The sequence below is a fragment of the Nonomuraea sp. NPDC048881 genome, assembly GCF_040649795.1.
Taxonomy (GTDB): Bacteria; Actinomycetota; Actinomycetes; order Streptosporangiales; family Streptosporangiaceae; genus Nonomuraea.
The window spans coordinates 301,365-327,220 of sequence record NZ_JBEZGC010000007.1; the positions used below are offsets into that span (position 1 = coordinate 301,365).

21 protein-coding genes and 1 riboswitch are annotated in these 25,856 nt (G+C 71.7%); of the genes, 11 read left to right on the plus strand and 10 right to left on the minus strand.

The features are described from left to right. Window positions 1-25 precede the first annotated feature (25 nt). The 5 genes from AB0C33_RS26325 to AB0C33_RS26345 form a co-directional block, all read right to left on the minus strand. A complete protein-coding gene (locus tag AB0C33_RS26325; protein ID WP_358292337.1) occupies window positions 26-664 on the minus strand; it encodes a GPP34 family phosphoprotein in 639 nt (212 codons plus the stop codon). After that, window positions 661-2,058, minus strand: a complete 1,398-nt coding sequence (locus AB0C33_RS26330) for an APC family permease (RefSeq protein ID WP_358292340.1) — start codon at window positions 2,056-2,058, stop codon at window positions 661-663. The genes AB0C33_RS26325 and AB0C33_RS26330 overlap by 4 nt, the downstream gene beginning before the upstream one ends. A 220-nt stretch (window positions 2,059-2,278) precedes the next feature. Then, on the minus strand, window positions 2,279-4,573 hold the full coding sequence (locus AB0C33_RS26335) for a glycosyl hydrolase family 18 protein (protein WP_358292343.1): 2,295 nt from the start codon (window positions 4,571-4,573) through the stop codon (window positions 2,279-2,281). 119 nt (window positions 4,574-4,692) lie between these two features. Further along, the gene (locus AB0C33_RS26340) at window positions 4,693-5,706 is read right to left on the minus strand and encodes a PP2C family protein-serine/threonine phosphatase (RefSeq protein ID WP_358292346.1); all 1,014 of its coding nucleotides are present in this window, start codon (window positions 5,704-5,706) and stop codon (window positions 4,693-4,695) included. 190 nt (window positions 5,707-5,896) lie between these two features. Next, window positions 5,897-7,855, minus strand: coding sequence for a glycosyl hydrolase family 18 protein (locus AB0C33_RS26345; protein ID WP_358292349.1), 1,959 nt, complete (start codon window positions 7,853-7,855; stop codon window positions 5,897-5,899). A gap of 242 nt (window positions 7,856-8,097) precedes the next feature. On the opposite strand from AB0C33_RS26345, the gene AB0C33_RS26350 reads away from it, so the two are divergent. Next, window positions 8,098-8,445 (plus strand): luciferase family protein, encoded by a 348-nt coding sequence (locus AB0C33_RS26350; protein WP_358292351.1) that lies wholly within the window; start codon window positions 8,098-8,100, stop codon window positions 8,443-8,445. Between the two features lie 260 nt (window positions 8,446-8,705). Next, window positions 8,706-8,843, plus strand: a riboswitch (cyclic di-AMP (ydaO/yuaA leader). Between the two features lie 14 nt (window positions 8,844-8,857). After that, window positions 8,858-9,571 carry a CHAP domain-containing protein gene (locus tag AB0C33_RS26355; RefSeq protein WP_358292354.1) on the plus strand — a complete coding sequence of 238 codons (714 nt, stop codon included), beginning with the start codon at window positions 8,858-8,860 and terminating at the stop codon, window positions 9,569-9,571. Window positions 9,572-9,622: 51 nt separating this feature from the next. Here AB0C33_RS26355 and AB0C33_RS26360 read toward each other — a convergent pair whose 3' ends face one another. Further along, entirely contained in the window at window positions 9,623-10,171 is a 549-nt protein-coding gene (locus tag AB0C33_RS26360; protein ID WP_358292358.1) for a TetR/AcrR family transcriptional regulator, read from the minus strand. 97 nt (window positions 10,172-10,268) lie between these two features. On the opposite strand from AB0C33_RS26360, the gene AB0C33_RS26365 reads away from it, so the two are divergent. The 9 genes from AB0C33_RS26365 to AB0C33_RS26405 all read left to right on the plus strand — a co-directional run bounded on the left by AB0C33_RS26365 (window position 10,269) and on the right by AB0C33_RS26405 (window position 20,545). Next, window positions 10,269-10,766, plus strand: a complete 498-nt coding sequence (locus AB0C33_RS26365; RefSeq protein ID WP_358292360.1) for a nuclear transport factor 2 family protein — start codon at window positions 10,269-10,271, stop codon at window positions 10,764-10,766. A gap of 10 nt (window positions 10,767-10,776) precedes the next feature. Then, complete coding sequence (locus AB0C33_RS26370; RefSeq protein WP_358292362.1) at window positions 10,777-12,000, plus strand: Tm-1-like ATP-binding domain-containing protein; 1,224 nt, start codon at window positions 10,777-10,779, stop codon at window positions 11,998-12,000. After that, a complete protein-coding gene (locus AB0C33_RS26375; protein WP_358292365.1) occupies window positions 12,000-12,815 on the plus strand; it encodes a phosphoenolpyruvate hydrolase family protein in 816 nt (271 codons plus the stop codon). The genes AB0C33_RS26370 and AB0C33_RS26375 overlap by 1 nt, the downstream gene beginning before the upstream one ends. 16 nt (window positions 12,816-12,831) lie before the next feature. Continuing rightward, window positions 12,832-13,245 carry a cupin domain-containing protein gene (locus tag AB0C33_RS26380; RefSeq protein WP_358292368.1) on the plus strand — a complete coding sequence of 138 codons (414 nt, stop codon included), beginning with the start codon at window positions 12,832-12,834 and terminating at the stop codon, window positions 13,243-13,245. Between the two features lie 182 nt (window positions 13,246-13,427). After that, window positions 13,428-13,931 (plus strand): hypothetical protein, encoded by a 504-nt coding sequence (locus AB0C33_RS26385; RefSeq protein WP_358292370.1) that lies wholly within the window; start codon window positions 13,428-13,430, stop codon window positions 13,929-13,931. Further along, on the plus strand, window positions 13,931-15,370 hold the full coding sequence (locus AB0C33_RS26390; protein ID WP_358292373.1) for a hypothetical protein: 1,440 nt from the start codon (window positions 13,931-13,933) through the stop codon (window positions 15,368-15,370). The genes AB0C33_RS26385 and AB0C33_RS26390 overlap by 1 nt, the downstream gene beginning before the upstream one ends. Continuing rightward, window positions 15,367-16,668 (plus strand): VWA domain-containing protein, encoded by a 1,302-nt coding sequence (locus AB0C33_RS26395; protein WP_358292376.1) that lies wholly within the window; start codon window positions 15,367-15,369, stop codon window positions 16,666-16,668. Before AB0C33_RS26390 ends, AB0C33_RS26395 begins: the two co-directional genes overlap by 4 nt. Window positions 16,669-16,682: 14 nt before the next feature. Beyond that, window positions 16,683-17,795 carry an AAA family ATPase gene (locus AB0C33_RS26400; protein ID WP_358292378.1) on the plus strand — a complete coding sequence of 371 codons (1,113 nt, stop codon included), beginning with the start codon at window positions 16,683-16,685 and terminating at the stop codon, window positions 17,793-17,795. Beyond that, a complete protein-coding gene (locus tag AB0C33_RS26405; RefSeq protein WP_358292380.1) occupies window positions 17,792-20,545 on the plus strand; it encodes a DUF5682 family protein in 2,754 nt (917 codons plus the stop codon). Before AB0C33_RS26400 ends, AB0C33_RS26405 begins: the two co-directional genes overlap by 4 nt. Before the next feature lie 58 nt (window positions 20,546-20,603). Here AB0C33_RS26405 and AB0C33_RS26410 read toward each other — a convergent pair whose 3' ends face one another. The 4 genes from AB0C33_RS26410 to AB0C33_RS26425 form a co-directional block, all read right to left on the minus strand. After that, on the minus strand, window positions 20,604-21,863 hold the full coding sequence (locus AB0C33_RS26410) for a lamin tail domain-containing protein (protein WP_358292382.1): 1,260 nt from the start codon (window positions 21,861-21,863) through the stop codon (window positions 20,604-20,606). Between the two features lie 123 nt (window positions 21,864-21,986). Further along, window positions 21,987-23,453 carry a 5-carboxymethyl-2-hydroxymuconate semialdehyde dehydrogenase gene (gene hpaE / locus AB0C33_RS26415; RefSeq protein WP_358292384.1) on the minus strand — a complete coding sequence of 489 codons (1,467 nt, stop codon included), beginning with the start codon at window positions 23,451-23,453 and terminating at the stop codon, window positions 21,987-21,989. After that, window positions 23,453-24,364: a 4-hydroxy-tetrahydrodipicolinate synthase gene (dapA, locus tag AB0C33_RS26420; protein WP_352352622.1), complete on the minus strand. Its 912-nt coding sequence runs from the start codon at window positions 24,362-24,364 to the stop codon at window positions 23,453-23,455. The genes hpaE and dapA overlap by 1 nt, the downstream gene beginning before the upstream one ends. Window positions 24,365-24,384: 20 nt before the next feature. Beyond that, entirely contained in the window at window positions 24,385-25,797 is a 1,413-nt protein-coding gene (locus AB0C33_RS26425) for a fumarylacetoacetate hydrolase family protein (RefSeq protein WP_358292387.1), read from the minus strand. Window positions 25,798-25,856: the final 59 nt, after the last annotated feature.

Sequence of the window (25,856 nt, forward strand, 5' to 3'; positions counted from 1 at the left end):
CGGCGGCTCTCGAAGGGGGCCGCGGTCAGCGGAAGACCGCGACCGCGGCCTCGCCGAGCATGTCGTCGATCAGCTGCACGACCTCCCTGACGACGGGGGAGTGCTCGCCCGCGATCTCCCGGAGGCGTTCGACGAGCCGGGCCGAGGGCTGGTCGAGATAGAGCTCGGCCTCCAGCCGCAGCGCCCCCACCAGCCCGCACAGCGCCGCGCCACGCCCGTCTGGCTGCTTCCAGCCCTCCACCGCCGAGCGCACCCCGGCCGAGGCGCGCACCACCGAGGCGATGTCGGCGAGCTGGTACCGCGTGTACGGCAACATGCCCATACGCCGCCCGGTCACCATGACCAGCACGCCCGCGGTGACCAGGCTCTGCCGGGTGCGGTCGTAGGCGTCCTCGGCCAGCTTCTTGATCCAGAACCTGGCCTCGCCCTCGGCCCGGTCGCGGGCCATCAGCGGGACCAGGGAGTCCACGACCGCGTCGCCGACCGGGGTGGGGTCGACGACGGCGATCCGGCCCCGCCCGACCGTGACGCGCCCGCTCAGCGCCAGGTCGAGCAGCACCGCCCCGGCCAGCCCGAGCGCCATCGAGTGCTGGTGCACCAGGGGCTTGCCGGACTGGTCGTGAGCGATGAGGAACAGCTCGTGGTGGAGCGGTGGCCGCGTCACGGCGACCGGATCCCGGTCAGGCCGGCCTTGTCGTCGCCGTCCAGCACCGGGCGGCGGCCGCGGGCGTACAGGACGCCGAGGACGACGACGCCGACGGCGAGCCAGATCAGGCCCACCCGCTGGGCCAGGATGTTGGCGTTGACGATCACGAAGATCAGGATCGCCATGCCGATCAGCGGCGCCACCAGGTGCGACCAGAAGTCCGTCGAGCGCTGCCGCACCCGGTAGTGGACGATCACCGACACGTGCAGCACGACGAACGCGATCAGGCCGCCCATGTTGACCAGGCTGCTCAGCAGGCCGACGCCCTCCTTGAGCTGCGAGGCCCACACGCCGATGCCGACGGACAGTGCCGAGACGAGCAGGATGGCGTTGGCCGGGACCGAGTGCTTGATCGACACCTTGGCGAGGAAGGCCGGCAGCTGCCGGTCGCGGGCCATGGCGTACAGCAGGCGGGAGACGGCGACCTGGGCGACCAGGGTGTCGGCGAAGCCCCAGGAGATGGCGGTGGCCGTCGAGGTGACGTGCCGCAGCCACTCGCCGCCCGCCGAGGCGGCGGCGTCGTAGAAGGCGGTCTCCGAGCCGGTGTTCAGCAGGCCCGCCGGGTCGGGCACCACCAGCGCGGCCACCCAGACCTGGGCGACGAACAGCAGCCCGGCCAGGATCAGCGCCAGCCGCATGGCCCTGGCCACCTGGGCCGAGCCGCCCGCGGACTCCTCGACGAGCATGCTGATGCCGTCGAAGCCGAGGAAGGACAGCACCGCGACGGAGACCGCGGCGAAGATCACCGGCCAGGAGAAGGTGTCGGGGTTGAACAGCGGTGAGAGGCTGAACCCGTGGCCCTCGCCCTGGAGCAGGGCCCAGATCCCGATCAGCACGAACAGGCCGAGCACGACCAGCTCACAGGTGATCAGCACCTTGGTGAGAGTGATCGTCATCCGGATGCCGCGCAGGTTGACCACCGTGTTGACGGCCACGAAGACGAGCAGCCACCCCCAGACCGGCACCCCCGGCACGCTGGCGTTCATGGCGATCGAGGCGACCAGGTAGAGCAGGCTCGGCACGAGCAGGTAGTCGAGCAGGATCGCCCACCCGGTCATGAAGCCGACCGACGGGGCGATGCCGCGGCCCGCGTAGTTGTAGACCGACCCCGACAGGGGGAAGGCCTTGACCATCTGCGCGTAGGAGGCCGCGGTGAACAACATCGCGACCATGCCCACCAGGTACGCCAGGACGGGCATGCCGCCCGAGGCCTTGTAGACCGGGCCGAAGATCGCGAACGGCGCGATCGGCACCATGAAGATCAGGCCGTAGAACACGAGGTCGGTCAGTCCGACCCCGCGGCGTAATTCCTGACGGTAGCCGAACTGCTCGATGCTCTCCTGAGGTTGCACGACAGCCTCTCCATGTCGTCCATGCGGGGGGTGACGGGCCTCGGTATACGCATGGGGTTACGGATACCGGTGGGGCTCGATCTGGCGATCCTTCCGTAGCCCACGGTCACGTCGCAAGAGGCTGCTCCAGGTGGTTGCGTACCTGACCTCGCCGCAGGGCCCGCGCCGGCGGAGGCGGGCGGGACGCGCGACGTCCCGCCCGCCGGCCGGCGGCGCCGCCTCAGCAGGCGCCGACGTCCTTCCAGACGCCCCACTCGCCGGTGGTGCCGGGCTCCTGGCCCTGCGTCCACCACTTGGCCTCCCACGTGTGGGCCTTGTGCGAGACGCGCTGGCCGCCGTTGTAGACGGCCGTCGCGCTCCAGGCGGGCGCGGTGCAGGCGCCGCCGGTCGGGGTGACGGTCGGGGTCGGGCTCGGGCTGGGCGCGACGCCGCCCCGAGCCAGGTCCTGGACCAGCCCGTACGTCCTGCCGCCGAAGGTCAGCGTGTAGTTCGCCTGGCCGGGGACGGGCAGGTAGTACACGTAGTCGAGGGTCACCGACGCGCCGGGCGCGAGCGTCTGCCAGGTGGGCAGCTTCACCGAGACCCGGTGGAAGTCGCCCTTGAGCCCGCCGACGTTGTTGCCGGTGTGCTCACTGCTGATCACCCGCAGGCCGAAGCCCGACTGGTCCTTGGCGTTGTTCGGGGCGGAGGTCGCGTAGTCCCACTGGAACTCCGCGCCGCCCGGGATGGTGGTCTGCGTCTTGTTGGTGATGACGAGCTTGGGGTTGATCGGGTAGTTGCTGTCGCCGGCGGGGAAGCCGGTGGCCTCGATCGTGACGTCCACCTTCTCGACGGGGACGGCCACCTTGGCCTTGGCCGCGCCGTACGGGGCGGCGGTCCTGAGCTTGTCGTAGAGCAGGCCGGTCAGGGTCTGGCCCATGGAGTACTCGCCCTTGGCCGCGTCCCAGGCGTAGTCGCCGGCCAGCTCCCAGATCATCACGCCGCCGATGCCCTGGTTCCTGACGTAGTCGGCCTTGGCGCCGAGCGACTGGTCGTCCTCGGTGGACAGGAACACCTTCTTGGTGGCGTTCCACAACCAGGGAGCGGTCAGGGTGGCGTTGTAGTTGCGGGTGTAGGTGCCGGTCAGCCGGTCCTCGGGGTCGTTGGCCGGGTCCAGGCCGTAGGCGGGGCCGTAGGAGCCGGCGATGCCCTTGGCCAGGTTCATGGCGTGCCACATGGGGTTGGAGCCGGCGCCGACCTCCTTGCCGTTCTCCTCGTCGTGCCACAGGTTGTCGATGCCGCGGGCGCCGTCGCCGCAGGTGGTCAGGCCCTGCGGGCAGCTGCCGCTCGGGCCGTTGGAGGTGCCCCACAGGCCGTTCGCGCCGCCGTTGACGTTCTTCCAGCCGCGCGTGTAGTACGGCACGCCGATGTTGATCCGGCCGGCCGGCATCGCGCCGCGGAAGTAGTGGTAGGCCCAGTCGGTGTTGAGGTAGCCGAGGCCGCCGTACTGGGCGGCGGTGTAGACGCCCCACTTGGCCAGCTCGGCGTCCTTGCCGTCGTCGTACAAGGCGGCGTTGGGGCCGACGAACTCGTTCCAGGCGCCGTGCAGGTCGTAGGACATGATGTTGACGTAGTCCAGGTACTGGGTGACCTGGAAGGTCTCCATGCCGCGCAGCAGGTAGCCGGAGGCGGGGGCGGCGACGGTCAGCATGTAGTACCTGCCGTCGGCGGCGGCCGCGGTGTCCAGCTTCTGGCGGAGCGTCCTCATCAGGGCCGCGTAGCCCTTCATCAGGCTCGACCGGCGGGCGTTGGCGATGGTCCAGTCGAGCGGGTTCCCCGCGTCCTTCATCGAGGTCGGGTACTCGTAGTCGATGTCGACGCCGTTGAACCCGTACGCGCGCACGAACGCGACGACCGAGTCGGCGAACGTGCCGATGCCGGCCTGGTTGACCGAGCCGTCGGCGTTGGTGGTCATCGAGTAGAAGCCGCCGGAGGGCACGCGGGCGCCGCTCGCGTCGAAGTAGCCGCCGGTCTCGGCCCAGCCGCCGACCGACACCAGCGTCTTGGTGCCGGGGTACTGCTTCTTGTACTTGTTCAGCAGGTTGAAATGGCCTTTGTACGCGTAGGCCGGGTCCATCTCGGCGCCGGCGACGCCGGGCCACTCGGTCGCGGTCGCGTCGGCGTCCACGGCGATCTTGTTGCTGCCGTCGACGTGGGCGAAGGCGTAGTTGATGTGGGTGACCTTGCCCCACGGGATGTTGCCGGCCAGGTAGGCGGGCCGGCCGTTCTTGCCGGTGCGCCAGCTGGTGAAGTAGCCGATGATGCGGCGGGGGTGGTCGGCCCCCATCTTCTCCCGGCCGTCCTCGTCGTAGGCCAGGCAGTAGGGGACGTCCACGCCGGGGGTCTGGTAGAGGCCGTCCGGGCGGCAGGCGGCGTTGTCGGCCGCGGCGGTGGCCGTACCGGCCAGGGCTCCCGCGATGAGGACCAGTGAGGTGCCGCACGCGGCCAGGGCCGCGCGTAGGCGTGTGGGCTTCAAGGCCACCTCCGATGGGGCATGACTGGGGGGTTGATCGGAAGGTAAGCCTGGTGACCAGGGCCGTCAATGCTCTCTGTTAGGAAACTTTCTTAATAGTTGCCGTCCGGTCGCGCGGGCGGTCACGATCCGGTCCGGCGCAGGATGAGCACCGCGATGTCGTCGCGCGGCGCGCCGTGCGTGAAGGTGTCCAGGTCGGCGGCCAGGGCCTCGACGGTCCTGGCCGGCGGGTCGCGGGCCCAGGAGCGCAGCCGTTGCTCCAGCGGGTAGAAGGAGCCGTCGCGGTCGCGGGCCTCGGTCACGCCGTCGGTGCACAGCAGCAGCGAGGCCCCGCGCGGGAAGGCGAAGCGCGCGCCGTGGCGTGGCTCGCCCGCCAGCCCGGCGAGGCCGAGCGGCACCTCCGGCTCACCGAGCCAGAGCTGCCCGGCGTTCCCGCCGTGGATCAGGTACGGCGCTATGTGCCCGCAGTTGACCGCGTCCACCTCCAGCTCCGGGCCGATGTCCAGCAGCAGCGCGGTGACGAACCGCTCGGGCTCGCCGGTGTGCGCGGCGAACCTGTTGTGCCTGATCACGGCGTCCTCCAGGGCGTCGGCCACGCCCATGAGGGAGATCTCGCGATAGGCCGCCTCCCGGAAGGCGCCCAGCACGGCCAGCGCGGCGCCGATCGCGGGCAGCCCCTTGCCCTGCACGTCCGCGATCATCACCCGGGTCCCGTACGGCGACGGCGCCACCTCGTACATGTCGCCGCCCACCATCGTGTCCTCCTCGATGGGCTGGTAGAGGCCGTCCACGACCACGTCGAGCGAGCGCAGCGGCAGCGGCCTGACGAGCTGCCGCTGCAACGCCGCGGCGGCCGAGCGCAACCGGCGGACCTCCTCCTCGCGCTGGATCCGGTAGCTCGCGCCGACCACGCTCATCAGCCCGAACGCCGCGGTGAAGCCGGAGACCTCCAGGTTCGTCCGCAGATTGCCGCCCAGATAGGCGACCGAGGCCGACACCACCGCCAGCACCCACACCGACGCGACCGCCGTCTGCCACACCGAGCCCAGCCCCGACACGATCGCGGGCAGGAAGATCAGCACCGGCACGAGCTCCGCGCCCCCGCCGGTGAACCTGTCCAGCCCGACCACCAGCACCGTGATCCCGATCAGGCCGACCAGGAAGACCGGTGTCGTGAAGAAGGGCCGCCTGGGCCCGCCACCCCACAGAATCGTCGTTCACCCCCGGTGACCAGCTTCTCCCAAGGCGTCCGTGTTCCGTCCTGCGGCGCGCCGGGCACGGCGAAGGGCCGGCCCCGAAACCCGGGACCGGCCCTGACGTGCGAACTTATCCGAGGCCGTTCTTCATGGCCGTGAGGAGTTCGGCGTTGGTGGTGTCACCGCTGAGCTCCCAGAAGAACGCGCCGCCGAGGCCCTGGTTCTTCGAGTAGCTCATCTTGCCGCCGATGGTGCTCGGCGTGTCGTAGCTCCACCACTGGTTGCCGCAGTAGGCGTAGGCCGTGCCCGCGACCGTGCCGGTGGACGGGCAGCGGGTCTTGATGACCTTGTAGTCCTCGATGCCCTGCTCGTACGTGCCGGGCGCCGGGCCGGTCGCCGTGCCGCCGGGCGCGGCCTGGGTCACGCCGGTCCAGCCGCGGCCGTAGAAGCCGATGCCGAGCAGCAGCTTGGCGGCCGGGACGCCCTTGCTCTTGAGCTTCTGGATGGCGTTGTCGGTGTAGAAGCCGGGGATCGGGATCTTGTCCCAGGTGGTGAGCGGGGAGTGCGGGGCGGTCGGGCCCTGCGCGTCCCAGCCGCCGAAGAAGTCGTACGTCATGACGTTGTACCAGTCGACGTACTGGGCGGCGCCGCCGTAGTCGGCCGCGTCGATCTTGCCGCCGTCGTTGCCGTCGGCGGTGATGGCCGCGGTGACCAGGTTGTTCGCGCCGAAGCGGGAGCGCAGCGCGGACATCACGTTCTTGAACGCCGCCGCGCCGCTGGTGTCACAGGTCAGGCCGCAGGCGTTCGGGTACTCCCAGTCGATGTCGATGCCGTCGAAGACGTCGGCCCAGCGGGGGTCCTCCACCAGCTTGTAGCAGGAGTCGGCGAAGGCGGTCGGGTTCTGCGCCGCCTGGCCGAAGCCGCCGGACCAGGTCCAGCCGCCGAAGGAGAAGAGCACCTTCAGGTTGGGGTACTTCTTCTTCAGCTTGCGCAGCTGGTTGAAGTTGCCGCGCAGCGCGCCGTTGTCCCAGGTGTCGGCGACGCCGTCGACGCTCTCGCCCGCCTGGTAGAAGCGGTCGTAGTCGGCGTAGCTGTCGCCGATCGTGCACTGCCCGTTCTGCACGTTGCCGAACGCGTAGTTGATGTGGGTCAGCTTGGCCGCCGAGCCGCTGGTGTCGATGTTCTTGACGTGGTAGCCGCGCTGGTAGATGCCCCACTGGACGAAGTAGCCCAGCACCTTGTTGCCGCCGCCACCGCCGCCGCCCGTGGTGGTCGCGGTGATCTGGTTGCTGTCGGCCGAGCGGTTGCCCGCCGCGTCACGCGCGCGCACGGTGTAGTTGTAGGGGGTGTTGGCGCTGAGGCCGGTGTCGTTGTACGTGGTGCCCGTGACGGTGGTGACCAGGGTGCCGCCGCGGTAGACCTCGTAGCCGGTGACCGCCACGTTGTCGGTGGAGGCGTTCCAGGCCAGCGAGACGCTGTTGTTGCTGACGCCGGTCGAGCGCAGGTTGCCGGGGACCGACGGCGGTGTCTTGTCGTCGCCGCCACCGCCGCCGGTGGTCGTCGCGGAGATCTGGTTGCTGTTGGCCGAGCGGTTGCCGGCCGCGTCACGCGCGCGCACGGTGTAGCTGTAGGCCGTGTTCGCGGTGAGGCCGGTGTCGTTGTACGTGGTGCCCGTGACGGTGGTGACCAGGGTGCCGCCGCGGTAGACCTCGTAGCCGGTCACGGCCACGTTGTCGGTGGAGGCGTTCCAGGCCAGGGCCACGCTCGTGTCCGTGACGCCGGTCGAGCGCAGGTTGCCCGGCACGGACGGCGCGGTCGTGTCGCTGCCGCCGCCGCCGGAGACCTTCCACAGCGCCGCCACGTTCGGCGGCTCCCAGCCGGGCTGGGAGGTGTGCGCCTGGAGACAGACGTAGTCGACGCCGTTGTAGGTGACGACCGTGCCCGCCGTGTAGGCGGTCCACGGGGCCCAGGCCGCCGCGTACGCCACCGTGCTGGCGGAGGCGAGCGCTGGGGCGGCCACGGCCGCGGTGAGAGGCAGGGCCAATGCCGCCATTCCCGCCAGGACCTTGCTCAGAATGGTGTGCTTCATGTCGCTCCGACATCCGTTGGGGGGTGTGTGGGGAGTGGGATGGGAGACTTCTGGGGAAACTATTAGGAAAGTTTCCTTTAAGTTGTGAATCGACGGTAGCTTCTGCCTGGGGGAGCGTCAATACGTATCGGTCAGGCGTCCGTAATCGTGCCGGTCAGACCCTGGGCGCGCCCGTTCACGAGGGGATAACGGTTCAGGAACGGGGGCTGACGGCGGGGTGAGCCGTGGCTCAGCATTGGAGCGTGGCAGGAATCTCCGCCTGGCGGCGGACGCCCACGCGACGCGGGCCCTACGTGGTCCGCGCGGTCGCGGAGTTACGGTCCTGGCCGTCGCTGAACGTCAGCGGCACCGGTCAGCAGGTCACCTTCGCCGTACACGGAACCGAGATCCTGCGCCTGGCCGGCCGGGACGAGATCCACGTACGGCTCACCGCCCCCGCCATCGGCCGCCTGGAGCCGTACCTGCGGGCGTGCGACCAGGTCCATGCCTGCCGCGACCGCGCCTGGGTCGCCGTGCAGGTCGACGCCGAGCCCGATCTGGAATTGTTGCTGGCGCTCACGAGTGTGGCGATAAAGGCGCACGTGGCGTGAACCGATTCGGTGCGTAGCGTTTCTCCCACGCACCGTCGAATTCATTGCCGCCATTTGCCTGGGAATTACTCGCCGGGTAGCTTGGTTGTACACAGCCGAACGGGGAGTCGTCCCAGGTAGGGATGGCATTGCCTGGGAATTACCCAAGCGGGACCCGTGTTGTACAGAGTCGATGCGGACATCCCCGCATCCGGGCGTCGCACATATACCTTCAGGCCCTTTCCCGGGCCCGGGAAGACGATGCGTCAGCCCTTTGCCTGACCAAGAGACCGCTGAATCCGCCTGTGCGCGGAACCGGGGACCCATGTGTCCAATGGGGTGAATCGGCACCGTGGTGCCGTAGGGCAGCTTCCCGCCCGAACCCGTCAGCTAACCCGGCAAGCGGCACGGAAGCTCAAGGAGTAACACCCTCATGGCCAAGCACCGTCTTCACCGTGCCTACAAGCTCGACCTCGCCAAGATCGCTCTCGGCGCGACCACCGTCGCCGGCGTGCTCGGCACGCACGCGGCAGTGAACGCCGACACCGCCACCGCCCACACCGCCACCCAGACCGCCAAGGTCGCCGGCGTGGCCGCCCAGCCGCGCGTCGCGCAGAACCGCGTCGCCGACGAGAGCGCCAAGGGCAAGGTCAACGTCACCGCCGCCCAGGTGCTGGCCACGGCCCGCGCCCAGGTCGGCACCTCCGAGGACGCCAACGGCGGCGGCACCAAGTTCCAGAAGTGGTACGCCGACTCGCAGCGCGCCGCCGAGACCGCCGCGCGTGACGGCGGCAACCGCGCCATGTACCTGAACGCCCCCTGGTGCTCGATGTTCGTCTCCTGGGTCGGCGAGCAGACCGGCGCCCGCCCGCAGGTCGGCTGGGACGCCTACACCGTGACCCACGCCAAGTGGTTCGCCGCCAACGACCGCTGGGGCACCGAGGCCAAGCCGGGCGCCGTCGTCTTCTTCTCCTGGAGCGGCAGCAAGAGCCTGAACGACATCCAGCATGTCGGCTTCGTCGTCAAGGACAACGGCGACGGCACGATCTCCACGATCGAGGGCAACACCGGCAACGGCAAGGTCGAGCAGCGTGTCCGCCCGACCTCCCAGGTCGTCGGCTACGGCTACCCGTCGTACGCCGCCTGATCCTGCCAAGCAAAGAGCGCATTCCCCGCGGGGAGTGCGCTCTTTCGCGTTTCAGGGCCGCCGGTGCCGGTGGACCAGGACCGCCGCGGCCTGCCCGGCCGAGCGGGCCGCGCCCGGCTCCTCGGAGATCATCGCGGTGACCGTGGCGCCGTCGATCAGGGTGAGCAACTGCTCGGCGAGCAGGCCGGGGTCCCCGGCTCCGGCCTCCTCGGCGAGCGAGCGCAGGTAGGCGCGCAGGCGCTCCTTGTGCTCGCGCACCGCCGTGCGGACGGCGGCCGAACCGGCGCCCAGCTCGGCGAAGGCGTTGGCGAACCCGCAGCCGCGGAAGCCGTCCTCGGCGAACCAGCGTTCCAGCCACGCGAAGACCGCCGGGATGCGGTCGCCGGCGTCGGCCACGTACGCGGTGAGCGAGGCCATCCAGCGTTCGTCGCGCCGCCGCAGATAGGCCACGACCAGCGCCTCCTTCGACGGGAAACACTGGTAGAGGCGTTTCAGCGAGACGCCGGAGGCGGCCCGGATCTCGTCCATGCCGACCGCCTGCACGCCGCGGCGGTAGAACAGGTCGCCCGCGGCGTCCAGCAGCCGCTGCTCGTGATCCATGACACCCCTCCAGGTGCTTGCCGCGGAGAACGATCGTTCTCTACGCTAGCGCACAACCCGGGAGAACGCCAGTTCTCTCGATCGGAGAGGACCGCCCATGACCCGCCCGCCCGTCCCGCCGTTCACCGAGGAGACCGCCCGGATCAAGGTCCAGGCCGCCGAGGACGCCTGGAACACCCGCGACCCCGACCGCGTCGCGCTCGCGTACACCGAGGACTCCGTGTGGCGCAACCGGGGCGAGTTCGTCACCGGCCGCGCCGAGATCGCGGAGTTCCTGCGCCGCAAGTGGGCCCGCGAGCTGGACTACGCCCTGCGCAAGGAGCTGTGGGCGGTCACCGGCGACCGCATCGCCGTGCGCTTCCAGTACGAGTCCCGCGACGCCGCCGGCCAGTGGTGGCGCAGCTACGGCAACGAGCAGTGGGAGTTCGACGCGTCGGGGCTGATGCGCCGCCGGGAGGCCAGCATCAACGACGTCGCCATCACCGAGGAGGAACGCCGCATCTTCGGCTCCCGCCCGCTGTCCGAGCACGGCGTGGACGTCCTGGGCATCCGCCACGCGGAGATCGCCGGGGTAAGGTCGGAAGGCCGATCGTAGGAGGTCTGACATGGCGGTCTTGCTGCTGGGCACCCTCGACACCAAGGGGGAGGAGTACGCCCTCGTCCGCGACCTGATCGTCCGGGCCGGCCAGGGCGTCGTCCTCATGGACACCGGCGTCATGGGCGCCCCGGCGCTGGCCGCCGACGTGCCCGCCGAGGCCGTCGCGCGGGCCGCGGGCACGGGCCTCGATCGGCTCAGGAGCGCCGGCGACCGCGGCGCCGCGCTCGCGGCCATGGCGGCCGGGGCCACCGCCCTGGCCAAGGACCTGCACGCCCGCGGCGAGCTGAGCGGCGTGCTCGCGCTCGGCGGCAGCGGCGGCTCCTCCATCGCCGCCGCCGTCATGCGGGCGCTGCCCGTCGGCCTGCCCAAGCTGCTCGTCTCGACCATGGTCAGCGGCGACGTCTCGGCCTACGTCGGGGAGACCGACGTGACGCTCATGTACAGCGTCGTCGACGTCGCGGGCGTCAACTCCGTCTCCCGCCGCATCCTGACCAACGCCGCCGCCGCGATCAGCGCGATGGCCGCCTCCTACGACGCCGGCGCCGAGCCGTCCGGGGAGGACAAACCGCTGGTCGCGGCCACGATGTTCGGCGTCACCACGCCCGCCGTCGACGCCGCGCGGGCCCGGCTGGAGTCCCTGGGCTACGAGGTGCTGGTCTTCCACGCCACCGGCTCGGGCGGCCGGGCCATGGAGGCGCTGGCCGCCGGCGGCCACTTCGCCGGGGTGCTCGACCTGACCACCACCGAGCTGGCCGACGAGCTCGTCGGCGGCGTGTTGTCAGCGGGCCCCGACCGCCTGACCGCCGCCGGGCGGGCCGGCATCCCGCAGGTCGTCAGCCTGGGCGCCGTCGACATGGTCAACTTCGGCCCGATGGAGACCGTGCCGGAACGGTTCAGGTCACGGCAGCTCCTGGCGCACAACCCGACGGTGACGCTCATGCGCACCACTCCCGACGAGAACGCCGAGATCGGGCGGGCGATCGGCGAGCGGCTGGCCCGCGCTTCCGGGCCGGTCACGCTGTTCGTGCCGCGCGGCGGCGTCTCGGCCGTCGACGTCGAGGGCGGCCCGTTCCACGACCCGGCGGCCGACGCGGCCTGCTTCGACGCCGTGCTCGCGGCCGTCGCGGGCACCGCCGTCGAGGTCGTGCAGAGCGACCAGGACATCAACAACGCGCAGTTCGCCGTGGCGGCCGCCGACCGGCTGCACCGGCTGATCGAGAAGGGGGCTTGATGCGTCGCGACGAGGCACTACGGAGGTTGCGCGCCGAGCGGGAGGCCGGCCGGCTGATCATCGGTGGCGGCGCGGGCACCGGGCTGTCGGCCAAGTCCGCCGAGGCGGGCGGGGTCGATCTGCTCATCATCTACAACTCCGGGCGGTTCCGGATGGCCGGCCGCGGCTCGCTCGCCGGCCTGATGCCGTACGGCGACGCCAACGCGATCGTCGTGGAGATGGCGGGGGAGGTCCTGCCGGTCGTCAAGGACACGCCGGTGCTGGCCGGGGTGTGCGGGACCGACCCGTTCCGGCTGATGCCGCGCTTCCTCGACGAGCTGAGGGACATGGGCTTCACCGGCGTCCAGAACTTCCCGACGGTCGGCCTGATCGACGGTGTCTTCCGGGCGAACCTGGAGGAGACCGGCATGGGCTTCGACCTGGAGGTGGAGATGATCAGGCTGGCCGCCGAGCGCGACCTGCTCACCGCCCCCTACGTGTTCACCCCCGAGCAGGCCACGGCCATGGCGCGGGCGGGCGCCGACATCCTCGTCCCGCACATGGGCCTGACCACCAAGGGCAGCATCGGCGCCGTCACCGCGATCGGCCTCGACGAGGCGGCCGTGCGCGTCCAGGAGATGCGCGACGCCGCCGTCGCCGTCAACCCCGACGTCATCGTGCTGTGCCACGGCGGCCCCATCGCCGAGCCCGACGACGTGCGCCACATCCAGCAGCGCACGGTCGGCGTCGCCGGGTTCTTCGGCGCGTCCTCGATGGAACGCCTGCCCGCCGAGCGGGCCATCGCCGAACAGGTCCGCGCCTTCAAGCAGCTCTGACCGGGAGGAACCCGCCATGCACCGACGACCGGACGCCCTGCCCACGATGATCTTCGACTGGGGGGCCATCAAATGGCACGTGACGCCCGACGCCGTGCCGGGCGCGTCCTCCACGTTCGGCGAGGTCATCATCAACCCGAACAAGGGCCACGAACGCCACCTGCACCCCGACTCCGACGAGGTCCTCTACGTCATCGAGGGCGAGGGGCGGCAGACCGTCGGCGGCGACCCGGAGTTCCCGGTCAGGGCCGGTGAGGCGATCTACATCCCGAAGGGCACGCTGCACTCCACCTTCAACACCGGCTGGCGGCCGCTGCGGATCATCGCGACGTACACGCCGGGCGGGGCCGAGCTGGCGCTGCGCGAGCTGCCCGGCTTCGTGGAGCTCGGCCCCGGCGACCACCCCACCTGGGCGGCCGCCACCTCCTGAGCGGCGGAGGCCGTGCGCGGGGTGCGAGCCCGCGCGCGGCCTCCGGCGTGCTCGACCTCCATGTGAATGATCGTTCACGTCCGGTCTGTCGGTGGCCTCCGGTAGATTTCCGGGTCTGTTGATCAAGCCCCATCGGAGTTGGCTGTCGGCGCGAGCATGCCGTCAGACTGGAGGTCGAGACCTTGGACGCGGACGAAACCGCGTGGGAGCAGCGCAGCGTCGTGCGGGTGGTGCCGCCGGTCCAGCCGCGCAAGCTGGCGAAGGTGCCCTTCGTCGAGCTGGCTGACGGCAGGTTGCAGGGGGTCGTGTCGAGCGGGTCCGACATCGAGCGGGTCTACGTCTCCTCGATCGCCGCCGGCACCCACGACCTGAGCTGCAGCACCAACAACAACCGCCCGTGCGGCGCGCTGCACGGCTACGCGTGCAAGCACATCCGCATGCTGGCCGACGAGGCCGTGCTCCAGTACGGCCTCGACCGGGTGGCCCGCTACCTGCGCGTCGAGGTGCCCGAGGGCGGCCACCTGATGAGCGCGCTGAACGGCACCCCCCAGCGCACCCCGGCGGCCGTGGTGTTCAGCCGGTTCCTGCGCCACCTGGCCTACCTGGAGGTGCCCGACAGCACCGAGCCGCTGGCCGAGCTCCACTGGTTCCCGGCGATGGGGCCCGAGACGGGAAAGGTGGGCTGATGCTCGACGTACAGCTCGGGGAGCTGGCCGGCGACGGGCCGGCCGGGGTCGCGGAGGCGCTCGCGCTCGCCACGGGGTTCGACGGCGCGCTCGGGCACGGGTTCGCCAGGGTCGCCGAGGAGCCGGCCGCGGCGCTGGCGGCGCTGGCCGGCGCGCTCGCGGGCTCCCCGCTCGGCGAGCGGCTGGGCGAGGCGGTGGAGAAGGTGACCGCGGGGTCGGTCGCCGACGAGCACCTGGCCGCGCTGGCCGGCGGGCGGGCCGCGCTGTTCGGCGCGGTGCACGACGCCCTGCTCGCCCGCCTCGACCACGCTCTGGGCCGCAGCCGCGCACCCTGGCCGCTGGCCGCCGCCACGGACGCCACAACAGGGGCGGCGTCCGTGGGCGGCGTGCCGGGCAGCGGGGCGGCGTCCGGCGGCGTGCCGGAGAACCTGCTGGCCGGGTGCCGGGTCTGGTTGCGGGAGCTGGCGATCACCGGCTGGCGGGGCGTCGACGACGACCTCGTCTCCGGCGCCGACCAGGCGATCGAGGCGCTGCTCGGGGTGCCCGAGCTGCGCGGGCTCGCCGTGCTGCTCGACGGGCTGGCGACCGAGCTGCGGGCCTCGTCCCCGGTGGCGACGATGGACCGGCTGCCGCTCAGGCGGTGGGCCGACCTGTGGACGCGCGGGCTGCTGCTGGCCCAGTCCGGGCCGTGGCACGGCGTGCCCGAGCCGGTGTCGGGGCGGCTGCTCATCCTCGGCGCCGACGTGCACGAGCACGCCACGGTCGTCCGCGTGCAGGTGCACGGCGTCCTGGAGGAGGCCGGCGGCCAGACCCGGCTGGTACGCACGAGCGTCGCGGCGGCCAAGGTCGACACCATCGTGGGCCCGTCGGTGTGGCGGCTGTTCGGCGGGCGGCCCGTGCTCATGGGCGCGCTGGCCGACCACCGGTCCGTGGAGATCGACGGCATGCCGCTGCTGCCCGGCGGCGACCTGCTGTGGCACGACGACCGCGCCCGCACCGGCGCCGAGGCCGACCCGTTCACCACCGCGCGGGTGCGGCTCGCGGGCGCGCTGGCCCCGGCCACGCCGCCGCTCGACCGCCACCCCGTGCGCATCGCCGAGCCGGTGCTGGTCGAGGGGTACACGGTCGACGGGCACACCCTCGACCTGGGCGGCAACAAGCTCGCCCTCGACCTCGACCGGCTCCCGGCGAGCTGCCCGCTCACGCCGGAGCTGGTGGCCGCGTCCTCGGCGTGCGTCGGGCTGGTGCGCCGCGACGGCGGCAGGTGGCTGCTGCAACCGCTGGCCGTTCAGGCCACGGTCAAGAAGAAGCCCGTCACCGTGCACAACGGCGACTGGGCGAACGGCCCGACCGACCCCAAGGTCGTCAAGGCCGAGGCCAAGGCCGGCGACGTGGTCGCCGTGCTGCGCGAACGGGCAGGACGGCTGCTGCGGAAATGACCGACTCGACCACGAGCGCCGACGAGACCCGGCGCCAAGTGCTGTACTGGCGGCTCATGTCGCGGCTGTTCTCGGCCGACGAGCAGCCCGCGCTGGAGACGGCCAGCATGGGCATCGTCGGCGACCTGGAGCTGCCGCCCGCGCTGCTCGACCCCGGCGTCTCGGTGGACACGCTCGTCCAGCGCTTCCCCGAGCTGGGCGCCGAGCTCCAGGACCTGATGGCCGACAAGGAGCACGAGGAGGGCGGCGAGGTGCGCCGCGCCGCCCTGGTCTCCAAGCTGCTGCTCAACGTGTTCTCCACCGGCACGGGCGACGTCACGGCGGGCGACCTGGCCCGCTGGAAGCAGGACGCCGCCTGGTTCGAGAAGGGCATGGGCTGCGAGCCCGGCGGCCTGCGGAACGGGCCGGGCAACGACGAGCTGGCCGCCGTCCTCGCCATGATCGAGGGCGATCTGGTCAAGCGCATGCGGCTGCGCGAGGTGCTCGCCGACCCGGCTCTGGCCAGGCAGCTCACGCCCAGCATGTCGCTCATCGAGCAGCTGCTGCGCGACAAGTCCAACCTGTCCGGCGTCGCCCTCGCCAACGCCAAGGCGCTCATCCGCAGGTTCGTCGACGAGGTCGCCGAGGTGCTGCGCACGCAGGTGGAGAAGACCAGCGTGGGCGTCATCGACCGGTCGGTGCCGCCGAAGCGGGTCTTCCGCAACCTCGACATCGAGCGCACGATCTGGAAGAACCTCACCAACTGGAGCCCCGAGGACCAGCGGCTCTACGTCGACCGGCTCTACTACCGGCAGACGGCCCGCCGCACCACGCCGGCCCGGCTCATCGTGGTCGTCGACCAGTCGGGCTCGATGGTCGACGCGATGGTCAACTGCACCATCCTGGCCTCGATCTTCGCCGGCCTGCCCAAGGTCGACGTGCACCTCGTCGCGTACGACACCCGCGCGCTCGACCTGACGCCGTGGGTGCACGACCCGTTCGAGGTGCTGCTGCGCACGACGCTCGGCGGCGGCACCGACGGCACGGCCGCGATGGCCCTGGCCAGGCCGAAGATCGCCGATCCGCGCAACACCGTGATGGTGTGGATCTCCGACTTCTACGACAACCGCTCGCTGATCAACGACTTCGGGTCGATCCACCGTTCAGGGGTCAAGTTCATCCCCGTCGGCTCGGTCAACAGCTCCGGCCACCAGAGCGTCGACCCGTGGTACCGCCAGAAACTCAAGGACCTGGGCACCCCCGTGCTCTCCGGCCACGTCCGCAAGCTCGTCTTCGAGCTCAAGAACTTCCTCACCTAGGAGAACCCCCGACCATGAGTGACATGCTGCGCGCCCCCGCAGAGGTGAAGTACGCCGACGAGCTCGACTGGCTGGAGTCGGTCGACGACGGCCCCAAGCCGTTCTCGTGGCGGCTCAGCCCGCGCATGATCCGCATCTTCATCCTCGGCTCCGAGCGTTCCGACGGGCTCGACCGTGAGATCCCGCAGAAGTGGTTCGGTGACCGCAGCTTCGTCGAGCGCAGCATCGTGACGCTGGCCTCCGACCGCGGCCTGCTGCTCATCGGCGACCCCGGCACGGGCAAGAGCTGGCTGGCCGAGCTGCTGTCCGCGGCGATCAGCCGCAACTCCACGCTGGTCGTGCAGGGCACCGCGGGCACCACCGAAGACCACATCAAATACTCGTGGAACGTCTCGATGGTCATCGCCAAGGGCCAGTCGCGCGAGTCGATGATCCCCTCGCCGATCATGAACGCCATGGAGCAGGGCGTGATCGGCCGCTTCGAGGAGCTGACCCGCTCGACCAGCGACGTCCAGGACGCGCTGATCTCCATCCTGTCGGAGAAGTACGTCTCCATCCCCGAGCTCGACGACGACAACATCGTCTTCGCCCAGCCCGGCTTCTCGATCATCGCCACCGCCAACAGCCGCGACCGGGGCGTCAACGACCTGTCCTCCGCGCTCAAGCGCCGCTTCAACTTCGTCCGCATCCCGGTGGTGACGAACAAGAAGAGCGAGGCGGAGATCGTCCGGTTCCGCACCGAGGAGCTGCTGCGCCGGCACCAGATCGAGCTCGACCTGCCGCCCACGCTGCTGGACATCCTGCTGCAGAGCTTCGCCGACCTGCGGGCCGCGGCCGCCTCGGCGACCAGCGACGACGAGAAGCTGGAGTCCGCGCTGTCCACGGCCGAGCAGATCGGCGTGCTGGAGGACGCCATCCTGCACAGCCACTTCTTCGGCGACCGCACGCTGCGCCCCGAGACGCTGGCCGGTTCGCTGGTCGGCTCGCTGGCCCGGCGCAGCCCGGAAGACCTGGCCATCCTCAACAAGTACTGGCACGGTGTGGTCGAGCCGCGCAGCAAGAAGGACGGCGGCCCGTGGCAGGACTTCCTCGAGGGCGGCCGCCAGGCCATCTCCACCCTGTCATGAGCCTCTTCCAACCGCTGAAGGATCAGCTCAGCGAGGCCGCCGCGGCCTTCGCGGGCGACGGCGCGGTGTCGTCCATCCTCACCGGCATCGTCGAGGACGTCGACCGGGCGCTGCGCGAGAAGCTGGAGATCTTCCCGGTCTGCCACCACTCGCCGGCCTCGGCGCTGGCCATGGTGCGCCGCCTGCGGGAGAAGCAGCCCAAGGTCATCTACCTGGAGCTCTGCGAAGACCTGGCGCCGCTGCTGACCGAGCTGCGCAACTGCCGGCTCCCGGTGGCGCTCCAGGCGTTCGCGACCGACCTCGACGGCTTCCCCAAGGGTTCGGGGCCGCTGAGCGTGGTGGCCCCGATCACCGAGGCGTCGGCCGAGTACCAGGCCATCTCGTACGCGCTGGAGACCCCGGGCGTCGAGCTGGTGCTGGTCGACCGCTCGGCCGACCACGTCTTCCAGTGGCTGCCGCGCGAACGGGATGAGCCGGCGAAACCGGGGGAGGAGGCCGGCCTGCACGGCGACGCCGTCGGCGTGGAGATCGGCGACCTGCGCCCCCGCTTCGCCGAGCTGGAGGAGCACCTGCTCCACCACGGCAAGGTCCGCCACTGGTCGGAGTGGTGGGACCAGTACGTCGAGCAGCCGCTCTCCGGCGCAGACTACGACACCTACCGCCAGGTCATGGTCCTCATCGGCAGCCTGTTCCGCCGGTTGCGCCCCGACGACGACCGGCTGGCCGGCGACGAGGAGCGCGAGCGCTACATGTGGACCAGGATGCGCGAGCACCTGTCCGCCTCGGGCGCCGACCCGGCCGACTGCCTCTACGTCTGCGGCGCCTTCCACGCCGCCAGCCGCGTCGAGCAGTTCGGCCTGGCCGCCACGGCCCCGTACGAGATCGGCCCCCGCACCGCGACCCGCTGGCTGTACGGGCTCATCCCCTCCAGCCACTCGGCCATCGAGGCGCAGTTCGGGCTGGCCTCGGGGTCGGTGTCGATCGCCGCCGCCACCTGGGCCAAGGCGGTGACGCGGAGCAAGCTGACCCCGTTCCAGCTCAGCGGGCAGAAGGGGGCCAGGAAACGGCCGGTCAAGCTGCCCGCGCCCGCCGCGCCGGCGCAGGTCACCGACCGGCTGACCGGGTTCCTGTCCAGGCCGCCCACGCTCGACGCGCTCGACGAGGCCGAGCTGCTGGGCTGGAGCGTCGACATCGTCCGGCTGGCCCGGCGCAACGGCTACCTCGCCAGCACCGCCGACGCCATCGCGGTGTTCGAGACGTCGATCCTGCTGGCCGGCATGCGCAACCGGGCCAGGCCCACGCCGTACGACTTCCAGGACGCGGCGGTCACCTGCATCGAGAAGGACGTCGTGCCGGGCCGGCGCGACGTGCGGCGCCTGTGCGAGATCCTGCTCGGCGGCGACCGCATCGGCTCGGTCGGCTACGACGCGCTGCCGCCGCTGGCCCAGAACGTCTATGACCGGCTGCGGCCGCTCGGCGTCGACTTCGACAAGCGCACGATCCAGCGGGCGCTGCTCGACCTGCACTCCGACCCGGAGCTGCGGCCCTGCTCCGACCTGCTGTGGATGCTGCGCTTCGTGCTGCCCGCCGACGCGGCCCGGCCGATCATGGGCGAGCGCAAGCTCGGCGAGCGGGCCATCCAGGAGAGCTGGGACCTCGCGCTCGGCCGCAACCAGCGGGCCATCATCGAGCTCGGCTACGAGGGCGTCACCATCGAGCAGGTGGTCGAACAGCGGCTGCGGCGCGCGGTCTGGGAGCCCGACGCCACCGCCGCCGTGGCCCTGGCCGCCGTCGAGGACGCCATCCTCTACCTGGGCGGCGGGCGCGTCGCCGACGAGCTGGGCGCGCGGGCGGTGGAGCTGCTGGCCGGCGAGCGCGGCGTCGACGACGCGCCCGACGTGCTGCGCCGCATCCGCCGCCTGCTGGCCTACTACCGCACCGCCGAACCCACGCTGCCGGCGTGGTGCGAGGCGTTCGTGACCGAGGGGTACGCCCACTACTGCACCCTGCTCCCGACCGCGTTCGTCGAGGACGACACCGGGGTGCGGCAGGTGTCGGCGATGCTCGGGTTCCTGTTCACGATGGAGGGGCTGGCGCTGGCGCTCGGGTGCGACCGGGCGCAGCTGGAGATCGCGGTGCGGCAGTCGCATCCGGAGGCGCCGGCCAAGGTGGCGCTGCTGTGGGCCGCCCAGCACCTGCTGGGGCTGCTGCCGCTGGCCGAGCTGCGGTCGCGGTGCGACGAGCTGCTCGGCAACCCGCTGGTCATCCCGTCGTTCCCGCAGTACATCACCGGGTTCGTGCAGGCGATGGAGCCGGCTCCGGCGCTGTCTGGGTTCGTGGTGGAGGTGATCTCCAAGGCGTTCGGACGGCTGCCCGACCAGGTGCTGCTGCCGTGGCTGCCGAAGCTGATCACGACGCTGCGCGACCAGGCGGGCGAGCTGATGCCGGTCCTCGTCCGGGAGGCCGGGCGCACGTTCCCCGGCAGCCTGACGGCGGTCGACGCCTGGACACCGCCGTGGGCCCGGACGGCGGCGGCCGCGCCGAAGGCGGCCCCCGCGGTCGCGTCCGGGCCGGTCGCCGAGCTGCTGGCGGGGCATCCGGCGGCGTGCGACGCGGTGGCGGGGCTGCTGGGCTGCGAGGGTGGCTGGCAACAGCCCGCCTCCGCCATCGGGCCCGGGAACCGCGAGGTCGAGACCCTCCTCACCGACCACCCCGCCACAGCCGCCGCCTTGGCGACCCTCCTCGCCTGACGGCCCCCCGAGCGCCGGAACGCCGGTGCTCGGGGTCGGGTTTCCCGGCGCGGGATGGTCAGCGGCCGAAGCAGATGGTGTGGCCGGGGTGGACGTGGTCGGGTTTGTAGGCGGCCTGGTCGATCGTGACGCCCTCGGGGGACACGAGCAGGATGGTTTCGCCCTGGTTGCGGAGCTGTACCCGGCCGTCGAGCACGACCTGCAGCACGCCACCACCCGCGAGCACCCCGGTCAGCTCCATGCGCCCGCCCGCCGAGTCCGCCAGCCGCCACCCGCCGAGGTCCACGGACCGTCCGGTGACGTTGAGGAGGGTGACCGTCTCGTGCCCCCGGTCGGCCCCCACCGGGTCGGGCAGCGCGGCCACGATCAGCACGTCCCCGGTGGACGGCGGGCGCGCGACGACGGGCGCGCCGGGCGGCGCCGGGTCGGGGCTGATGACGAAGTCCTCGGGCCAGGCCGTGAGCTGGATCTGGCTGCCCGAGGCGCGGATCACGTCGTGCAGGTTGCCGTGTTCGAGCCGGTCCAGCAGGAACACCGCGTCGTCCCGGTTGACGGGGTCGGCCCGGAGCCAGGCGTCGAAGCCGTCCAGGTTCGCCGCCCCGGTCGCCAGATAGGGCACCAGCCGGCGGAACAACTTCGGCCACATGACGAGCCCGGTGAGCGCCTCCAGCGAGCCGGCCTCGGCGGGCCCGTCGGGGTCGGCGGCCGAGCGCGGCCAGATGCCGGTGGGCGACGCCGCCGCCCTGGCCGTGCGCGACACGCCGGCCAGGTGCGTGCGCAGCGTCGCGGGCAGCGTGGCGTAGAAGGCCGGGTACGTCAGCCCGGCGGCCAGCAGCCTGGCGTTCGCGGACGTGTCCACCAGCGCCTCGTCGAGGAACACGGCCTGCCCGTCGGGGCCGGGGTGCTCGCCGGCGAACACGAACCCGATCAGCCGGCCGTTGGCGTCGATGCCGTTGCTGAGGACGTGCCCGCGCAGCTCGTCCTGGTCGGCCGACTGGACCTTGTTGGGCAGGTCGTCGAAGAAGCGCACATTCGTGAAGCCGAGCAGCCGCAGCAGCTCGTCGCGGGCGGCGTTCGCGCCGGTCAGCTCCTGGTGGGTGTCCTGGAAGTGGGTCTCCAGGGCGTCGATGGCCTCCAGACGGACGGAGATGCCGCGCGCGCCGAGCTCCGGCGGCCGTCCGGACGGCCGGGCCAGCCCTTCGACCAGCGCGGGCGTGTCCGGCCTGAACTTGATCGTGTCGCCGTCGGGCTCGGGGCCCTGCCGGGGAAGGTCGGGGTAACGGATCACGAAGCTGCCGCGCAGAAGTGTGTAGCTCATTGGGTTCCCCCCCAAAGACGGCCATCACCGCCCTATCGGCCATCGGGAGCGTAACTCCGCGCACTTCTCGGCGTCCACGTCCCACGCCGGACCGGGGAGCGGCCCGGCGCGGGACGTGCCGGATCAGGCGGCGCCGAACCGGGGGATCGGCAGGTCCTCGGTGGCCAGGTGCACGATGTGCGACTCGGTGTAGACGTCGATGCTGTGCCGGCCGCCCTCCCGGCCCACGCCGCTGGCCTTCACCCCGCCGAACGGCGTGCGCAGGTCGCGCACGTTCTGGGAGTTGACCCAGACCATGCCCGCCTCGATCGACTGGGCCAGCCGGTGCGTCCGGCGCAGGTCGTTGGTCCACAGGTACGCCGCCAGGCCGTACCGGGTCGCGTTGGCCAGCTCCACCGCCTCCGTCTCGGTGGAGAAGGGCGTCACGCAGACGACCGGTCCGAAGATCTCCTCCTGGAAGATCCGCATGTGCGGGGCCACGTCGGCGAACACCGTCGCGGCCAGGAAGTTGCCCGCCGTCAGGTGCTCGGGCCGGGAACCGCCGGCGACCAGGCGGGCGCCCTCGCGCGAGCCGAGCTCGACGTACTCCATGACCCGCTCGTAGTGCTCGGGGTGGATGAGCGCGCCCAGTTCGGTGGCGGGGTCGCCGGGCGCGCCGACGCGTACCCGCGCGGCCCGCTCGGCCAGCCTGGCCACGAACTCCTCGTACACGGTGTCCTGGACGAGGACCCGCGAGCTGGCCGTGCAGCGCTCGCCGTTCAGCGAGAAGACGCCGAAGACGGCCGCGTCGAGCGCCCGCTCCAGGTCGGCGTCCGCGAAGACGAGCAGCGGCGACTTGCCGCCCAGCTCCATCGACAACGTCTTCAGCGACGACGCGGCGTTGCGCATGATGGTCTGCCCGGTGCCGCTCTCGCCGGTGAAGGAGATCACCGGCACGTCGGGGTGGGCCACCAGCGCCGCGCCCGCGTCCTCGCCGATGCCGTGGACCAGGTTGAACACGCCCTCGGGCAGCCCGGCCTCCTCCATGATCTCCGGCAGCAGGCTCGCCGAGGCGGGGGACCACTCGGCCGGCTTGAGCACCACCGGGCAGCCGGCCGCCAGCGCCGGGGCCAGCTTCCAGGTCTCCAGCATGAACGGCGTGTTCCACGGCGTGATCAGCCCGGCGACGCCGACCGGCTTGCGCACGACGTAGTTGAGCTGCGCGGAGCCGACGCGGTAGACGTCCTCGCCCATGGTGGTGATCACGTCGGCGAAGAAGCGGAAGTTGTGCGCCGCGCGGCGGGCCTGGCCGCGGGCCTGGGTGATCGGCAGGCCGGTGTCCCGGCACTCCAGCGCGGCGATCTCGTCGTCCCTGGACTCGATGGCCGCCGCGACCGCGCGCAGCGTGCCGGCCCGCTGCTCGGCGGGCATCGTGCTCCACGGGCCGTCGGTGAACGCCTTCTGGGCGGCGGCGACGGCCGCGTCCACGTCGGCCGCGCCGCCCGCGGCCACCTCCAGGTACGGCTCGTTCGTGGTCGGGTCGAGCGCGGTGAAGGTCGCACCGGACTGGCTCGGGACGTGCCGGCCGCCGATGTAGTGCTCCAGTTTCATCAGGCGACTCCCTCGCTCTGTGCCAGTAGTTCGTTGATCCGGGCGATGCCGGGCTCGGTGGGGGTGATCAGGGGGGCTCGTACGTGGCCGGAGGCGATCAGGCCGCGCTGTTCCAGCACCCACTTGGCGGGGGCCGGGTTCGTCTCCACGAACAGCAGCTCGACCAGCGGGTGCAGCGAGTAGTGCAGCTCCAGCGCGGTCGCGTGGTCGCCGGCGGTGTACGCCTCGTACATGCGGGCCACGGTCTTCGGCGCGAGGTTGGCCGCCGCGCTGACGAAGCCGACGCCGCCGATGGCCAGCAGCGGCAGGCAGAGCAGCTCGATGCCGGACCACATGAGGAAGTCGCGCCCGCACAGGTTGAGCACGTGCGAGAAGTGCTCGAAGTCCTTGGTGGTCTCCTTGACGCCGACGATGTTGTCGTGGTCGCGGCGCAGCCTGGCCACGGTCGCGGGGGCGATGTCGACGGCGGTGCGCGAGGGCACGTTGTAGATGACGATCGGCAGCGCGGGGAACTCGGCGGCGACCGTGGCGTACCAGCGGTAGAGGGCTTCCTGGGTGGGACGGGCGTAGTAGGGCGTGATGACCAGGGCGGCGTCGGCGCCCAGGCGCTCGGCCTCGGCGGTCAGCCGCAGCGTCTCGTCGAGCTTGGCCGAGCCGGTGCCGGGCAGGAACGGCACCCGGTCGGCGGTCTCCTCGGCCACCACGGCCATCGCCGCGACGCGCTCCTCGACGGACTGGGCGCCGGGCTCGCCGGTGGACCCGCCGGTCGAGATGCCGTGCGAGCCCTGGTCGAGCTGCCAGCGCACCAGCGAGCGCAACGAGTCGAGGTCCAGCGACCCGTCGGCGGCGAACGGCGTCACCACGGGGGCGATGGATCCGCGGATGGTCGACGGATCCGAGCGGAACTTCATGGATTCTCCTTCTTGGGGGGTCAGCGCTGCTGCTCGTACGCCTCGCGCCAGGCGCCCTTCAGCGGGTAGAGGCCGTCGATCGAGGCTCCCTCGGAGACGCGATCGAGGATGAAACGCTCCTCGTCCTCCTGCCGGGCGGCGTCCCCGGCGACCTCGGCGACCAGCGCGGGCGGGATGACGACGACCCCTTCGGCGTCGCCCACCAGCACGTCGCCGGGGCACACCAGCACGCCGCCGCAGTCCACCGGCACCTGCGAGTCCATCGGGACGTGGCGGCGGCCGAGCACGGCGGCGTGCGCGGCGCCGTAGTAGGAGGGCAGGTCGAGCGAGGCGAAGGAGGGGCTGTCGCGCAGCCCGCCGTCGGTGACGACGCCGGCCGCGCCGCGGCGCAGGGCGCGCATGGCCAGGATGTCGCCCAGCGTGCCCGCGCCGTGCTCGCCGCGGGCGGAGATGACCAGCACCTCGCCCGGCTGGAGCTCCTCGACGGTGCGCTTCTGGGCGTTCATGCCGCCGCCGCGCTCGGCGAAGACGTCCTCGCGCAGCGGCAGGTAGCGCAGGGTGCGCGCGACGCCGACCATGCGCAGGTCGGGACGGGCGGGGCGGACGCCCTCGATGAAGTGGTGGTCGATGCCGCGCGCGCGGAGCTGGGAGGAGAGCGTCGCGGTGGAGACCGAGCGCAGCGCGGCGACGACCTCCGGGGTCAGCGGGCCGGGGTCAGGGGCGGGGACGGGTTGGGCGGCGCCGTACGCGGCGGCCCTGGTCGCCTCGGTGACCTGGGGCTGGACGCCGTACGCCGCGGGGGGATCCTGGCCGGCGACGACCTCGTTGCGCAGCCGGGCCGTGCCCTCCAGCTCGACCTCCACCACGTCGCCGGGCCGGACGACGGTCGAGCCCGCCGGGGTGCCGGCCAGGATCAGGTCGCCGGGCTCCAGCGTCATGTACCGGGACAGGTCGGCGACGAGCAGGTCGAAGCCGAACAGCAGCTCGTCGGTGCACGCCTCCTGGGCGAGCTCGCCGTTGACGTAGGTGCGCAGCCACAACCGTCCGGGATCGGCGCCGGTGAGCAGTTCCGAGCCGACCGGCGTGAACCCGTCCTGGCCCTTGGCCCGCAGGTTGGAGCCGAGGTCGGCGTGCTTGAAGTCGTAGACGCCGAAGTCGTTGGCCGCCACGTACCCGGCCACGTGCTCCAGCGCGCGTCCGGGGGGGACGCGATGGGCCCGGCTGCCGATGAGGATGCCGATCTCGCCCTCGAACGCCAGCAGCTCGCACCCCTCGGGACGCACCACGGGCCGTCCGGACCAGGACAGGGACGTCGGCGGCTTGAGGAAGTAGGAGGGGACGGCAGGGACGCGACCGCGCTCGGCGGCCCGGCTGCGGTAGTTCAGATGGACCGCGACGATCTTCCCTGGTGACAGTCCGAGAGGGTGTCCCACCTCGTCTCCTTCCAAATCATATACGACATCATTTATGTTATGGCATGTGGAACAATATC

Bases quoted from the DNA above. Each gene is read 5' to 3' on its own strand.
- AB0C33_RS26345 (WP_358292349.1), bottom strand. From the start codon at position 7,855: ATGAAGCACACCATTCTGAGCAAGGTCCTGGCGGGAATGGCGGCATTG.
- AB0C33_RS26355 (WP_358292354.1), top strand. From the start codon at position 8,858: ATGGCCAAGCACCGTCTTCACCGTGCCTACAAGCTCGACCTCGCCAAG.
- AB0C33_RS26360 (WP_358292358.1), bottom strand. From the start codon at position 10,171: ATGGATCACGAGCAGCGGCTGCTGGACGCCGCGGGCGACCTGTTCTAC.
- AB0C33_RS26365 (WP_358292360.1), top strand. From the start codon at position 10,269: ATGACCCGCCCGCCCGTCCCGCCGTTCACCGAGGAGACCGCCCGGATC.
- AB0C33_RS26370 (WP_358292362.1), top strand. From the start codon at position 10,777: ATGGCGGTCTTGCTGCTGGGCACCCTCGACACCAAGGGGGAGGAGTAC.
- AB0C33_RS26375 (WP_358292365.1), top strand. From the start codon at position 12,000: ATGCGTCGCGACGAGGCACTACGGAGGTTGCGCGCCGAGCGGGAGGCC.
- AB0C33_RS26380 (WP_358292368.1), top strand. From the start codon at position 12,832: ATGCACCGACGACCGGACGCCCTGCCCACGATGATCTTCGACTGGGGG.
- AB0C33_RS26390 (WP_358292373.1), top strand. From the start codon at position 13,931: ATGCTCGACGTACAGCTCGGGGAGCTGGCCGGCGACGGGCCGGCCGGG.
- AB0C33_RS26395 (WP_358292376.1), top strand. From the start codon at position 15,367: ATGACCGACTCGACCACGAGCGCCGACGAGACCCGGCGCCAAGTGCTG.
- AB0C33_RS26400 (WP_358292378.1), top strand. From the start codon at position 16,683: ATGAGTGACATGCTGCGCGCCCCCGCAGAGGTGAAGTACGCCGACGAG.
- AB0C33_RS26405 (WP_358292380.1), top strand. From the start codon at position 17,792: ATGAGCCTCTTCCAACCGCTGAAGGATCAGCTCAGCGAGGCCGCCGCG.
- AB0C33_RS26410 (WP_358292382.1), bottom strand. From the start codon at position 21,863: ATGAGCTACACACTTCTGCGCGGCAGCTTCGTGATCCGTTACCCCGAC.
- hpaE (WP_358292384.1), bottom strand. From the start codon at position 23,453: ATGAAACTGGAGCACTACATCGGCGGCCGGCACGTCCCGAGCCAGTCC.
- dapA (WP_352352622.1), bottom strand. From the start codon at position 24,364: ATGAAGTTCCGCTCGGATCCGTCGACCATCCGCGGATCCATCGCCCCC.